Genomic DNA, 14,520 nt, shown 5'->3' with positions numbered 1-14,520 from the left:
ATGGAGACTTGTTTAACGATTTCTGCAGCCATCGCCTGCATTTTAGGAAGATCTAAGAGAATACCAGCACCTGCTCCTTTACACGCTACTTGCTTAACAGGACAACCATAGTTGATGTCTAATAAAGTGGGTTGCGCCCTTTCTACAATAGCAGCAGCAGTCCGCATCACTTCTATAACATCGCCAAAAATTTGTATCCCAATAGGACGTTCTGCTTCATATATTTCTAATTTTTTTATACTTTTAGCAGCATCTCTAATCAGTCCTTCAGAGGAAATAAATTCCGTATACATCAGATCTGCCCCATGTGCCTTGCATATGGCACGAAAAGGAGGATCGCTCACATCTTCCATGGGTGCCAGTAAAAGTGGAAAATCACTTAATACACAGTTTCCAATTTGTAACATAAATAGGATGAATATATTTTTAGCAGCTTGAATTTGATCTTTGTACCCATTTGTTGGGTGGATTACTAAAAAAAATGTACGGGTGGTTGGCGACCTGCTACAAATCTACACTTAAAATTAGTATTTTCTATGGATAAAAAATTGCTGCCTCTCACCAATCGTATGAAGTAGGTTAAAATAACTATTTATTACAGCTATTTATTGGGTATATACAGAATATATACGTAATTTAGCTGTGTTGGCGTACTTAAGTAATTGTTTACCATTAAGTAATAAGGTCTTTATACGGTACAATACCATTGTTTAATCTGTTGCGATCCAATTTAGATAAATTATGGAAACCCTATAATAGGTCTGTTTTTTTGTTCCTTGTATTGCAAGTAGTTTCTGTAAAAAATCATAGATTTTAGGGTCTGTAGCTCAGTTGGTTAGAGCGCTACACTGATAATGTAGAGGTCCGTGGTTCAAGTCCGCGCAGACCCACACCCTAGTGAACCAAGTTATAAATCGGTACCGTACGCCATAAGCATTGCAATACATTTCTTTGCTCATTTTATGAGCTCCACCCATTACCTAATAGACTTTTTTATAATCAAAATGCGCATAAAATCTTTTATTAAACAGGTATTTACCATTGCTATAGGATGTTTCATCTCTCTATTATCTTTATGCTATATAGTTCTTATTGTTTTTTCAAAATTAACTACTACGGATGTCAAGGAAGTAGCAAATAATTCAGTGCTATCATTCAATATGGAGGGTCGAGTGGTTGAAAGGATGCCGAATGGATTATTTGGGTCTAATAAAGGAATGGTCAATTTTAAAGTAGCTACGAAGGCCATTCATGAAGCAACCAAAGATAATCGCATTCGTGCTATTTATTTAGATCTATCTTATCTATATGGCGGTTGGGCTACCTTAGAAGAAATAAGAGAAGCTTTGTTGGCTTTTAAAGCCCAAGGTAAAACCATCATCGCATATGCGAATGATTATACGCAAAAGTCCTATTATTTAGCTTCTGTCGCAGACGAAATCATTCTAAATCCTAGTGGGTTGTTGGCATTCAAAGGCTTGTCTGCAACCATTGATTTCTATACAAAACTTTTTGAGCATATTTCTATAAAGCCTATCATATTTCGCATTGGAGCCTGTAAGGATGCGGTCGAGCCCTTTTGTTTGACTAAAATGAGTGAAGAAAGTAAAAATCAGACAAAAGAATACCTTGATTCTATGTATGATCACTTTTTAACTAAAATAGGTAGTGCTAGAAATATAGCGGTTGCAGCGTTAAAAGCGCATGCCAATAACCTTTCAGCAGTACTACCCAGTGATGCCCTTCGGGCCAATTTAATTACCAAGGTAGGCTATGCAACAGATGCTAAAAGGTTATTAAAAGAAAAACTAAAAGCTCCTTCTTTTATCAACTATAACCATTATACTACTTCAGAAAGCCCATCTAATGCAGACAATCAAGTTGCCGTTGTAATGGCTGAAGGGCAAATTGTGAATGGGTCCAGTAGTACGGGGTATATTGGTGCCCATGATTTTGTTAAAACCATAAAGGTTATTCAAAAAGATAGCAATATAAAAGCCGTGGTATTGCGCATTTATTCACCGGGGGGTAGTGTGGCTGCTTCAGATATTATATGGAAAGCAATAGAAGAACTTAAATCTGTTAAGCCAGTTGTCGCTTCTATGTCTAACGTAGCTGCTTCTGGGGGGTATTATATTGCTGCCCCATGTAATTATATTTTTGCACAACCTACTACCATTACAGGTTCGATTGGTATTTTTAGTATGCTATTTGATCCCAGTGCATTGATGCATAAAATAGGTATCTACCGTGATGTGGTGAAAACTGCTCCTTCTGCAGATTTTTTAGAACCTAGGGTAACTTGTTCTGAACAAGAGTCTAGATTTATATATAAACTGTTGCAACAAGGTTATGATGATTTTTTACGTAAGGTTGCCAATGGACGTGGACTAGATGTGGCCTCTGTGGAAAAATTAGCAGGCGGTAGGGTATATACTGGTACAATGGCTCAAAGCAATGGCCTAGTCGATGGGCTCGGCGGACTGGAAGCAGCTATTGCCAAAGCTGCAGCTTTGGCTCACTTAACCGAAAAGTATACCGTTTGTTATTTACCTCGTCCTAAAACAAAATTAGAACAGTTGCTAAACTATACTACGGGTAACATCAAAATGGAGGTACTTCATTCCTTAGTGCAAGAATATCCTATACTGAATCATTACCAGCTGCTATCTAAACCCTATGGCGTGCAAGCCATCCTTCCTTATACGATTCATATTGACTAACTGAATAGTATTCGCTTGCCCATCGAACCCACGATCATTATTCTAATCATCTTTTTAGTTGTGCATAGTTGGGTGGATAGGATCAAATAAACCAGCCATTTGATTGCCTTCTTTTTGTCGGTTTGGTTTACCAAATAACCGCTCCTTAAGTTGTTTAAATTCCAGTAAGGTAAATAGAGATTCTAATTTCTCCTTGTTGGGTACCTGGTAATGGCATTTTTCTAAATCTAGCGTGATGGGCACATCTGTTCGAATCGTAGCCAGTTCTTTGGAAAGCATACCTTGATCCGCATATTGGATAAGGTTTGCTTTTAACTTACCCGTTAGCGTATGGCTGTGTGCCAATATATTTTCTAGATTATCAAATTCTTTTATAAGCTTTCGAGCAGTTTTTTTGCCAATAGAAGGAATACCTGGAATAAAATCAGAAGGATCTCCTTCTAATGCTAGAATATCTTTTACTTGTTCAGGTCTAGTAATTTCCCATTGCGCTAAGATTTCTTTTTCACCAAGTATAGTTGCTTTTTGGCCATGGCTACTCGGTTTATAGAGGTAAATATTATATTGTACCATCTGAGCTAAGTCTTTGTCTGTGGACATGATGTAGGTCGTACATCCCATTGTCGCTGCTTTTTTGGCTAATGTACCCAGTAAGTCATCTGCTTCATACCCCTTACCGGTTATCGATACAATACCAAATCCTTCTAGAATGGCTTTGATGTATGGAATGGCTATAGAAATCTCTTCTGGTTGAGCGGGCCGATGCGATTTATAGGCAGGAAATAGATTATGTCGAAAGGTTTTTTCTTTTCCATCAAAGGCAACGATCAGGTGGGTAGGTTTTTCTTCTTGCAGTACCTTTACTAAGGTATTCACAAAGCCAAGTATGGCCCCTGTTTTAATTCCATGCGCGGTAGTAGTGGCTGCCTTTCCAAGTGCAAAATGTGCTCTATAGATCAGCGACATACCATCTAGTAGAAAAAGCTTGTAAGGGGTTAGCATCACATTGATTCGCTTGCGTCTATAATTGATTTTTTCCATAATGGTAACTGTTTAAGTTACCAATGGAAGCAGTGTGTACCGGTTGATTGGCTCTATGATCAGATCAGATATATTTTTATGTATTATTTTTACTCGCCACTAACCGCACCAGCTGATCGTAATAGTGCAACTATGTCTTCATTACCATGTTGTAATGCTAAATCAAGAGGAGTCTTACCAAAAACATTTTCCTCACTTACCATAATATTACTCATTGATAGTAATTTTCTAACTACTTCTGTATGACCATTGTTTGCTGCAAGATGGAGGGGTGTGTTATCAAAGTCATTTTTTGAATTCACATTAACATTTGGATCTGCACATAGTTGGTTTACCTTTTCTATATCACCTTGTTCTGCTGCAAGATGAAGGGAATCCCAAAAATGTGCAGTAGGTACAAAATTCATTTCTACTTGCTCAGAATTTGATTCTGATTCTGACTCTGATTCTTGCTCACTGCTGCTACTATCCATATCATATCTATTTGAGTCTTGTTCACTGCTAGTATTATTCATACCATATCTAGTTAATTGATTACAAGAAGAAGTCATTAATGAAAAACAGATGGTTATTCCTGATAAGGTAGGGAAAGATTTAAACGCTAATGTATTTTTTATAGGCATAATGATTATTTATTTATTGGTTACGCATTTCTTTTGGTAAAAATCTAATACCATAGGAAATACAGTCGTATGAATTGATAAAGATAGAATCCCTGTGCAATTACCCATAACGTTCCTTTTTAGTTTGATAGACTCCTTTTGCCATACCATCATTAACCATATTAGTTCTGAATTAGGCAGTAAAGAAAAGCTTAAAAAGCTCCTTTGTGTTTTAATTTTCGAAATGAAAATAAAAACCAAGTTACCAAAGGATTCTATAATGAATGTATGAAAATTAGTTGTAATACCAAAAACGCTTAGACCCATAAAGTTTTTAAATCAATGGCTGCTAAAGGTAAAACCACTACTGATTGGTTTTACAGTCTTAGTGTGCTGCAGATGTAAAGAGGTGTACCAATGTAAATAGGTGTGTTTAGGGAAAATAGGAAAGAAAATTTATATAAATTCCTCTTATTTTTTCCTTTCACTATAATGTTTTCTTATTAATTTTAAGCTAAATTGCGATCTAAAAGATAAAATCTAGAAAGGCTGTTTTATTTTTTCAGCTTAAGCCCTTGCTACACCTCGATACAGGTGTAGCGGTTATACCAATCTATTATTCCTTTTACCCATTAGCCAACCATATTTTAAGCATGCAACCCTATATTTTTACCGAAATAGAACAAAAATGGCAAAATAAATGGAAGGAACAAAAATCTGTTACAGCAGATAGGTCCCTTGCTACGAACCATTTACCCAAGTATTATATATTGAATATGTTTCCTTATCCTTCAGGATCAGGTCTCCATGTAGGGCATTATATGGGATATGTTGCTTCAGATATATTATCTCGGTATTATAAGCATAGTGGATACCATGTTATGAATCCAATGGGATTTGATGCTTTTGGCCTTCCTGCTGAGCAGCATGCGATTCAAACCGGTCAACATCCTGCTGTTACTACTGCAAAAAATATAGAAAAATATATTATACAACTCAAACAAATTGCCTTGGACTTTGATTGGGATAAATCAGTAAATACTAGTGATCCTGAGTATTATAAATGGACACAGTGGATATTCTTAGAAATGTTTAATAGCTGGTACAATACGGCTACACAAAAAGCCGCCCCTATTCATACGCTTATTCAAGAATTTATTGATCACGGTAATACCAAAGTCCAAGCTGCTTGTGACGACCATGCCCCTATTTTTTCAGCTAAGGAATGGAATGGATTTTCTGAGACAGCAAAACAACGTCAACTGTTGCATTATCGTTTGGCCTATTTAAAAGATAGCATGGTAAACTGGTGTGAAGCCTTAGGTACTGTTTTGGCCAATGAAGAAGTCAAAGATGGTCTGTCTGAAAGAGGAGGTTATCCAGTGACACGAAAAAAAATGAAACAGTGGAGTTTGCGTATGACTGCCTATGCAGAGCGTTTGCTAGTAGATTTAGAAAAGTTAGATTGGCCCCTTTCTACTAAGGAGATGCAACGCAATTGGATAGGTAAGTCTAAAGGGGCAGAGATTACCTTTAGGGTACAAGGGCAAAAAGGAGAGACCATTACCGTTTTTACCACTAGACCTGACACCATTTTTGGTGTTTGTTTTATTGCCTTAGCGCCTGAGCATCCTTGGGTGCGTGCTATGGCAGATCAAACAAGTGATGTAGCACTTATGGCTTATATCGAGCAATCTAAAAATCGTTCAGATCGAAGCCGTCTTGCAGAAACTACCTTTTTAAGTGGTCTATTTGTGGGTGCTTGTGTCATACATCCCTTTACAGGTGCCCCATTACCTATCTGGGTGGCAGATTATGTATTGCCTAGCTATGGTAAAGGAGCTATTATGGGTGTTCCTGCACATGATAGACGAGATTATATATTTGCGCAATCTTTTGATTTACTTACCTTACCTGTGATAGAAAGTGCCTTTCTGATAGAAGATGGCCCATATGAAGCAGCTGAAGGAAAAATGATTAATTCTGATTTCCTAAATGGCCTTTCTGTACCAGAAGCGGCTGAAAAAGTTATGCAAAAACTTATCCAAAATAAAATTGGGCAATCTAAAGTGAACTATAGGCTACAGGATCCTATCTTTAGTCGCCAACGTTATTGGGGAGAGCCTTTTCCAATATATTATAAAGAAGATGGTCTTCCTTATGCCCTTTCACAGGACCAGCTGCCCCTTTTGTTGCCAGCAGTAAGTAGTTATAGACCAAACCCATCTGGTGCACCGCCATTGGCCAACGCCTTCGATTGGTCTACACCGGAAGGCTATCCTTTAGACCTCCATACGATGCCAGGTTGGGCAGGTTCTAGTTGGTATTTTTTGCGCTATATGGACCCCCACAATGGGGAAACTTTTTTAAGTAAGGAAAAAGAAGCCTATTGGAAAGGGGTAGATTTCTATATAGGTGGTGCAGAACATGCAACAGGCCATCTGCTTTATGCACGCTTCTGGACCAAGCTATTGTATGATTTAGGTTATATTCATATTGGTGAACCATTTCCGAAGTTGCTCCATCAAGGCATCATTCAGAAGTGTACGGCAATCGTATATCGTTTAAAAGATAAGAATGTATTGGTGAGCGCGGGGCTTATAGCGCAACACGATGTTGTACCTATATATATTCCAACCGCATTTGTCGAAAAAGATGTTTTAGACCTAGAAGCTTTAAAAAATTGGCGTCCTGAGTTTGGCGATGCGGATTTTCTATTAGAGGAAGGTAAGTATATATGTGGCGCGAAAATGGAAAAAATGTCTAAATCTAAATACAATGTAGTCGACCCAGATAGTGTAATTGCCCAATATGGTGCGGATGCTTTGCGACTGTATTTGATGTTTTTAGGACCATTGGAACAATCTAAACCATGGGACTTATCCGGTATAGAAGGCGTCTTTCGTTTTCTAAATAAAGTATGGCGTTTTGTACATCATGCAAAAGCATCTTGGACCACTATTGAGTTACCGCCTAATCAGGAGATGGTTAAAATATTGCATCAAACCATTAAAAAGGTAACAGAATCCATTAAAAAATATTCTTTTAATACCGCTATAAGTAGTTTAATGATTGGGCTAAATAGTTTGTCCACTTTTGAGGGCGTAACTCAATCTGTCGTAGAAGATTTTATTTTATTATTAGAACCTTTTGCACCTTACATAGCTGCTGAGCTATGGGAAAATATAGGCCAACCCGGTAGTATTACAGAGGTAGCTTTTCCTCTTTGGAATGAAACCTATTTAGCAGAAAAAAGCTTTCAGTATGGTATTGCAGTCAATGGTAAGCTACGGACCAAAATGGTTTTTGATTATGATGCTTCACCTATCGCTATAGAAAAAGCAGTATTGTCCCATGAGGTGGTCCAAAAATGGATCGCAGGTAAAGTAATTAAAAATGTGGTGGTGGTGCCCAATAAAATGGTCAATGTGGTTTTACAATAAGATTTTTTGGATGGCTGATCTTTTTATATACTTGTGGAAATCTTTTAAAGCATTAGAGGCTATTGGTTTTTGCATGAACAGATTTGCTATATTTAGTATTTGAACCTTTATGATTATGAAAAATACCAATTGGATGGAACCTGAAACAATAACATCTGGCCATGCATGGCGCAGATGGGCAGCAAGAAAGTTTGATGACGTTGTGTTGGGCTTTTTATCTGTTATACCATTTATTATACTACTAATATTATTGATAGGTGGTATAATCTTTTTCGTACTGAATGTGGAATGGAAAAATATATCATGGATGGAAAATCTATCGAATTGTTTTGTTTCTTTTTTGTCTGGGCCTAGTCTTGCTAGATGTATTCTATCCTGTTTTTTTCTTTTTATGGCCTGTATAATCCTAATAGGCCTATTATCTTTTTCATATCTTTGGCTACATAGTTTGGTTGTTGCTGCATGTATGACTTATTTTGGTAATACACCTGGAAAACAGCTTTTTGGCATAAAGATACTACATGAAACAGGTCGTTCTATTACTTTCAAAGAGGCGTTCAAGCGTGAAATGATCATTTCACGAAAAACACTATACTTACTTATCCCGATTATAGGAGTAATAATTTATTTAATATACCAGTGCAGAGCGTATGACAATTTAATATTAAATAAAATAACCACTTGGGATAAACAAATGCATCTTACTGTAAGCTACCGTATGCAGTCTGTATGGATTACACTAGCTGCTGTAATCATTCTAGTAGGGCTTACCTATTTGTTACTGATCGATCGAACAATATGCATTCAGTTGATCCGTTGCATTACGAAATAGTAAGCTTTTTGTACCAAATTAATAGCTGCAGTAGATCTGCATATAGGTGTTTTGCTCTTATACTTATCTATAGGTTATACTCTCTATAATCTCGCAATAATCCATATTTTAATGGCATCAACTAGTGCACAACCATCTTTTCTATTGCATTCTAGTAACAGTACTCTTATCTTGGTATTAACGAGATGGCTATGCAAACCTTAGATCCATATTACTGCTTGAGTTGTTAAATATTTTTTGCACCGTTTAGGGAGATCCTATAGTACTCATTCTTGCCTTCAAAAAAGGCACTCCATCTAGGATAGCAAAAAAATACAACGATATTTAAATTAAAAACAAACTTATACATGCTTATGATTAGATATATCCAATCTATCACACCGATTAACTCTTCTTACACAATGGCTATAGTAACTGGAACAGTTCTATTTTTTACCGCTGCTTGCAGTAACCTAACAGGTAGATACGGCCACTTACCAGACAGATCTGGTATCGATCGTATTCCAGCTGGTATCGGTAATCATCCAGCCAACGCAATAGGGCTGGATCTCAATAATGCAAGAAATGAAGCAGGTAATACTCCCCTTCATCTGGCCGTTATAGATAATAATTTAGAAAATCTAGAAACATTGTTAAGGGAACCAGCTACTAATGTCAATGCAAGAAACGCAAGTGGTAATACTCCACTCCATTTGGCTGTTGCATATCGTCGCCTATCAATAGTTCAAAGATTACTAATCATACCGGGGATTGATCTCAATGTAATAAATAACATTGGTAGCACTCCTTTAGATGTAGTATTAAATCGGGTATTATTTACATTTAATTATCATAATGCAGGAAATGAAGTAGGTAATACTCCCCTTCATCTGGCTGTTATAGATAATAATTTAGTCAGTGTAGAATCATTGCTAAGCGAACCAGGTACTAATGTTAATGCAAGAAATGCAAGTGGTAATACTCCGCTCCATCTGGCTGTTGTATATCGTCGTCCATCAATAGTTCAAAGATTAGTAACCATGCCGGGGATTCATGTTAATATAACAAATAACGATGGTAGGACTCCTTTAGATCTGGCTCTGATATCTAGTTAGGTCTAATGATCATAATGCAAGAAATGAAGTAGGTAGTATTGTGCTATCTATCAGCTTGTTCAGGTTGTGTAGCCATGGTGAAAATTTTATTAGATAGAATGCAAATACAGATTAACGTATCATTAAAATGCAATATACTCGCTTATGTATCGCTTTATTTTTTTCCATCTCTGCCCCACTATCCCATGCAGAAACGAAAACAGGTGCTATAAAGGATGCTGAGTTTGTCATTGAAAAACAAAAAAAGAATAGAGTAGCCCAGGAGCAAAGACTATTTTTCAAAGCGCCTACACCTATTATAAAACATCTGAATAAGCCTTTAAAAGCGCTAAATGCATTAAAATTAAAAGCTATACCATTTGATCCTGCACCCCAATTATACCTTCCTTTTTGCTTCAAACAGAAAGAAACACGTCCTCCTTTTCATCGCTATTGCAAAATAGGTGTCTGTACATCGTTGCTTCCTTATCTAGAGATTGGATTAGACCATTATCCTTTTGGGAAAGGTATTTGGTCGACTAATCTAGCTTTTGTGCCACCCTTATGGGGCAAAAACTCAAAAGAAGGGTCGTTTGCTTTACAAGGTAGGTATGACATTGGATCATGGCGCTTCCAGCCCCATTTAAATTATCAACCTGCTTGCCACCAATATAGTAGTCTCCATCACTGTATGCTGCATCAAGGCAAGATAGGCCTATTGGTTAAACAAGCTAGCGAATCTTCTATTCAAGATGGGCAAGTAAATATAAAAGTAATTGATTATTACAATAAAAATATAAACGAAAAGCTATGTACCTTGCACTATAAATGGGTTAAGCGGTTGGATAGTTGGTTTTTTAAAATAGCTAACTACCATGCTATAGCCCTCTATGTAAACGGTACAACGCGACAAAAACGGCTTATTTTTTCGGCTACGCCTAGTCTTTGTCTACACTTATATAAGGCTATGCAGCTAAAAGTGGGGTTAAGGATGACTTACCATAATGATGTGGTTCCGGTAGGCATACCTAATTTTGATCTGTATCCTATGGTCAAAATAGGGTATGGGATCGCCACTTGGTTTACGCCTTATATAGGCATACAGGGTATGGGTGTAGGGAGCAGTGTAGTGCCATTGCACCTACATGATGTAGTAGCCAAAAATCCTTTTATAGCTTCCAATTGTAAGTTGTCTCATCCCCATCAATACTTTAAATTATATGGTGGTAGCAAGGGTATCATGACATCTAATCTTTCTTATCGCCTTTGTATAGTCTATCGGCAACTTAAAAACCAATCTAGAATTGTTGAAAATGCGCAAAATCAGATTATACTAGCTTATAACCCCCAGGACTATAAGCTGGTAAAAGTAATAGCACGCGTTCACTATGCTATCTCCCAATACCATGTAACCATAAAAAGCGCCTATTATTCATATTTTAAAAATGGATCTGCACCTATCTGGTGGTACGATAAACCAAGATTTAAACTAAAACCGACCTTCACCTATATCCCCCATGCAAAAATTTTATTAACCAGTAAGCTACATTTAGATGGTCCAACTACTGTAAAAGATATACATGGTCGTTCCATGCAAATCGATACCCGCATCAACCTTTCTGTAGGGATTGATTATTTTATTTTTAAAAAGTTTGTAGCATTTTTAATGGCTAGTAATCTCCTCAATCGTTCGCATATTCCTTACACCAGGTATCCGGATCAAAAAATCAACCTTATGGTTGGTCTAGCATATAAATGGTAATTATAATATGATGATGGATCACATTGCCCGACTACGGGAAAAAATGAATACTATAGTTATTGAAGATAAAGCAACATTAGAATGTTTTCGCCAAGATTTTATTGGCAAAAAGGGCTCTATTGCCAATCTATTTGAAGCCTTCAAGCAGCTCCCTATTGCAGCAAAAAAAGCAATAGGTCCGGCATTAAATGGGTTAAAAAGTGAAGCAGAAAAAAAATTTAAAAGTGCAGCAAGCGCACTAGAGGCCGTTGCTCCACCAGCTATACAGCAACCAGGCGATGTGACCCTTCCTGCTTTTGGTGCGGATATAGGTAGTCTACATCCTTTAACCATTGTGCAAAACAAGATTATCTCTATATTCCAGCGTATGGGCTTTAATCTGGCAGAGGGATCAGAAATTGTAGGCGACTGGCACAACTTTGGTGCCTTAAACTTCCCTGAGAACCACCCTGCGCGTGATTTGCAGGATACATTCTTTTTACAACTTAATCCAGCTCAGTTGTTGCGCACCCACACTACTTCTGTACAGATTTCAACTTGTACGGCCCAGCGTCCTCCTATTCGATCTATTGCGGTGGGACGGGTGTTTAGAAATGAGGCGATTTCTGCACGATCGCATTGTTTTTTTCACCAAATGGATGGCATGTATATACACACAGATATCACCTTTAGTGACCTAAAGGGTACCATCTATCATTTTGTAGAAGCAATGTTTGGTGAGGCTACTAAGCTCCGCTTTAGGGCCTCTTATTTCCCTTTTACAGAGCCCAGTGCAGAGGTAGATATACATTGTAGACTGTGCCAAGGCAAGGGATGTACCGTATGTAAACACTCTGGTTGGGTAGAGATATTGGGTGCAGGTATGATTGATCCCAATGTCTTAACCAATTGTCACATTGATCCCGAACAATATAGTGGTTTTGCCTTTGGAATGGGCATAGAACGGATCGCCATGCTCCTCTACCAAATTGATGATTTGCGCTTGTTTTCTGAAAATCATCTTGCTTTTTTGCGTCAATTTAAAGGTTGTTTCGGCTTTAGTGATGCCGCTGTTTTTGCAAAATAGTGATCTTGAACAGGTTGCATGGCTTACCTTATAAGCAGTACAAAAACGGGTTCCCCTTAATGGGAGACCATTGCCTAGACAGATCTTATACCTGTTTGTGTAACCATTTGCCAACCACTATTCTAGATCTATATTTTTTCTATGCTTTTTAAATGCCCGTATCAACGCCATCATTCTTTTTTGTTGCGGATCTGGCTCAGCCCATCCTGTACTAGGCGGTTGGGGCAGCAGATAGTGTGCCGCCATTGTGGCCAAACCATTGGCAGCTACGGCAATAATTGTACCATCTATTGCTGTTTTAGGTTTAACCCAATGGTTCCAAATAAGGATGACTAGTATACTTGTACCCATGCCCATCAAAGCGGTACGCTTAGTACCCCGAAAACCAAAAACAGTTAAGATAAAAAGAGGGATCACGGTAACCACAAAATAACCCGTAAGCCATTCAAAAACAAATGCACTTAATCCAAATAGATTGGGATAGTAAACCGTTATGATCATAGCCAACAGGCCGGTAACCAGTGTCGCTAATTTAGCCAGTTGAAGCTTGTGCATATAAGGTGGTGCTTGTAGGTTGCGCATACTCTCTACCATATCATGGCTGATCAAAATAGAAGCAGTCTGTAAATGAGAATCAGCGGTAGACATCGTCATGGCCAATATACTAATCGCCACATATCCTTTATAAAAAGGCGACATATCCGCTAGGATATAAGACCAAATCTCTTCTTTCTGTAGCGTTGGATTACCTATAAAAACAAACAGTGCAATGACGGCAATACCTATCAATATAATGAAATTAAAAAGCATTACACGTGAGAAAACCTTTTTAGCTTGAATGGCGCCAGAAGACATATAGAAGCGTTGTATAATTGAAGGAGAGACACAAAATATAGAATCTAATATAGTAAATAACTCTATCCAATAGTTTTTATCAAATTTAAATAAGTTCTTGCATTGAATTTTTTCTGCTTTTTGTAGCACCTTTATCATTACTAAAAATGATTGATCTGTTTTTACAAATACAAGCTTAAGAAGAAGGGGTATAACAATTGTAAAAGTTGCCAGTTGGAATAGATCGGTAATGGTAATGGCACGAATACCTCCAAAAACAGCATAGCTAATAAGCGTTAAGGTGGCCAAAACAGTTAAGATAGAAGGGTTGGTTCTATCCATACACATGCCAATGGCGCAAGACATTACATTGATTTGAATAGCCACAATACCAATGCAACAACTGGTAGTCAATAAAGCTGTAATCATCCTTAGATACTGACCATAGACATTACCTATCGTTTCTGCTATAGAAAGGTGCTGCATAAATGGCCCCATATGCAACGGCAACAGACTGATTATATAGGATCCTGCTGTATGCATTCCAACAGTAAAGAATATGTGGCATATCCCGTGATCATAGAAGTTGGGTAGTGTACGCATCAAGAATCCTCCTCCAAAGGACGTAGCTAAAACAGTAGCGATCAAGGTAGTTGTATGAAATTGCTGTGTACCTACTGCATATGCACGAAAAGTATTGGTCTTTTGACTGATGCAAAGTCCTATGGTAAGGGTCACGAACAAAAAGGCCAATACCATAAACAAGGGCATGTTATAGAGCGGCATAGATGGATTTGAAATTGGATAAAACCTATAAAGCGCTTAGAAAAGAATATAATAAAAATAATTGATTTTATATATTTTTTATTTTCCTAGCTGTTTAGTCCCACTAAGCAGTGGTTTGGATTATTATTAAATAGTCGGTCCTGAAATACTGTATAATTATTTGTTAATCAGCAAATAAATGGTTAAATTTGTATTGGTTAATAACCAGTTTTAGAGTTGTTTTGTATAAAAAGCTTGCAAAATAAGGATGAAATCTAAGAAAATAAATAATAGCCTTGAACGTTTGTTTGAGCAACGCTTATCTAGTTTTCTTAACCCGAAACATCCTTTATTCCAGTTATCTGATTCGATTACTTGG

Annotated in this window: 10 protein-coding genes and 1 tRNA gene; 7 read left to right on the top strand and 4 right to left on the bottom strand. The window is 37.4% G+C overall.

What is annotated here, in order from left to right:
- On the bottom strand, window positions 1-407 hold a 407-nt coding region (locus ACRRVB_RS01470), incomplete at its 3' end, for a tRNA-dihydrouridine synthase (RefSeq protein ID WP_432466226.1).
- A 409-nt stretch (window positions 408-816) separates the two neighbouring features.
- Here ACRRVB_RS01470 and ACRRVB_RS01465 point away from each other — a divergent pair.
- Both ACRRVB_RS01465 and sppA read left to right on the top strand, forming a co-directional pair.
- Window positions 817-890: transfer RNA gene (locus ACRRVB_RS01465), tRNA-Ile, on the top strand.
- Window positions 891-1,004: 114 nt separating this feature from the next.
- Window positions 1,005-2,723 (top strand): signal peptide peptidase SppA, encoded by a 1,719-nt coding sequence (gene sppA / locus ACRRVB_RS01460; protein ID WP_432466225.1) that lies wholly within the window; start codon window positions 1,005-1,007, stop codon window positions 2,721-2,723.
- Between the two features lie 54 nt (window positions 2,724-2,777).
- Here the strand turns inward: sppA and ACRRVB_RS01455 are convergent, their stop codons facing one another.
- Both ACRRVB_RS01455 and ACRRVB_RS01450 read right to left on the bottom strand, forming a co-directional pair.
- Complete coding sequence (locus ACRRVB_RS01455) at window positions 2,778-3,764, bottom strand: 5'-3' exonuclease (protein WP_432466224.1); 987 nt, start codon at window positions 3,762-3,764, stop codon at window positions 2,778-2,780.
- Between the two features lie 89 nt (window positions 3,765-3,853).
- Entirely contained in the window at window positions 3,854-4,279 is a 426-nt protein-coding gene (locus ACRRVB_RS01450) for an ankyrin repeat domain-containing protein (RefSeq protein ID WP_432466223.1), read from the bottom strand.
- A gap of 740 nt (window positions 4,280-5,019) precedes the next feature.
- On the opposite strand from ACRRVB_RS01450, the gene leuS reads away from it, so the two are divergent.
- The 5 genes from leuS to pheS all read left to right on the top strand — a co-directional run bounded on the left by leuS (window position 5,020) and on the right by pheS (window position 12,542).
- A complete protein-coding gene (gene leuS, locus ACRRVB_RS01445) occupies window positions 5,020-7,809 on the top strand; it encodes a leucine--tRNA ligase (protein ID WP_432466227.1) in 2,790 nt (929 codons plus the stop codon).
- A gap of 115 nt (window positions 7,810-7,924) precedes the next feature.
- Window positions 7,925-8,641 (top strand): RDD family protein, encoded by a 717-nt coding sequence (locus ACRRVB_RS01440; RefSeq protein WP_432466222.1) that lies wholly within the window; start codon window positions 7,925-7,927, stop codon window positions 8,639-8,641.
- A gap of 353 nt (window positions 8,642-8,994) precedes the next feature.
- Window positions 8,995-9,735, top strand: a complete 741-nt coding sequence (locus ACRRVB_RS01435; RefSeq protein ID WP_432466221.1) for an ankyrin repeat domain-containing protein — start codon at window positions 8,995-8,997, stop codon at window positions 9,733-9,735.
- Window positions 9,736-9,862: 127 nt separating this feature from the next.
- Window positions 9,863-11,476, top strand: coding sequence for a hypothetical protein (locus ACRRVB_RS01430; RefSeq protein WP_432466220.1), 1,614 nt, complete (start codon window positions 9,863-9,865; stop codon window positions 11,474-11,476).
- A 7-nt stretch (window positions 11,477-11,483) separates the two neighbouring features.
- Window positions 11,484-12,542: a phenylalanine--tRNA ligase subunit alpha gene (pheS, locus tag ACRRVB_RS01425; protein ID WP_432466219.1), complete on the top strand. Its 1,059-nt coding sequence runs from the start codon at window positions 11,484-11,486 to the stop codon at window positions 12,540-12,542.
- Between the two features lie 117 nt (window positions 12,543-12,659).
- Here the strand turns inward: pheS and ACRRVB_RS01420 are convergent, their stop codons facing one another.
- On the bottom strand, window positions 12,660-14,162 hold the full coding sequence (locus ACRRVB_RS01420) for a sodium:solute symporter family protein (RefSeq protein ID WP_432466218.1): 1,503 nt from the start codon (window positions 14,160-14,162) through the stop codon (window positions 12,660-12,662).
- Window positions 14,163-14,520: the final 358 nt, after the last annotated feature.

It is taken from the genome of Candidatus Cardinium hertigii, from assembly GCF_050864855.1.
Lineage (GTDB): Bacteria > Bacteroidota > Bacteroidia > Cytophagales > Amoebophilaceae > Cardinium > Cardinium hertigii_C.
Note: the sequence above shows the minus strand (reverse complement) of the source record. Positions and strands in the feature narration are given on the sequence as shown.

Bases quoted from the DNA above. Each gene is read 5' to 3' on its own strand.
- ACRRVB_RS01455 (WP_432466224.1), bottom strand. From the start codon at position 3,764: ATGGAAAAAATCAATTATAGACGCAAGCGAATCAATGTGATGCTAACC.
- pheS (WP_432466219.1), top strand. From the start codon at position 11,484: ATGATGATGGATCACATTGCCCGACTACGGGAAAAAATGAATACTATA.
- ACRRVB_RS01450 (WP_432466223.1), bottom strand. From the start codon at position 4,279: ATGAATAATACTAGCAGTGAACAAGACTCAAATAGATATGATATGGAT.
- ACRRVB_RS01435 (WP_432466221.1), top strand. From the start codon at position 8,995: ATGATTAGATATATCCAATCTATCACACCGATTAACTCTTCTTACACA.
- ACRRVB_RS01430 (WP_432466220.1), top strand. From the start codon at position 9,863: ATGCAATATACTCGCTTATGTATCGCTTTATTTTTTTCCATCTCTGCC.
- ACRRVB_RS01420 (WP_432466218.1), bottom strand. From the start codon at position 14,162: ATGCCGCTCTATAACATGCCCTTGTTTATGGTATTGGCCTTTTTGTTC.
- sppA (WP_432466225.1), top strand. From the start codon at position 1,005: ATGCGCATAAAATCTTTTATTAAACAGGTATTTACCATTGCTATAGGA.
- ACRRVB_RS01440 (WP_432466222.1), top strand. From the start codon at position 7,925: ATGAAAAATACCAATTGGATGGAACCTGAAACAATAACATCTGGCCAT.
- leuS (WP_432466227.1), top strand. From the start codon at position 5,020: ATGCAACCCTATATTTTTACCGAAATAGAACAAAAATGGCAAAATAAA.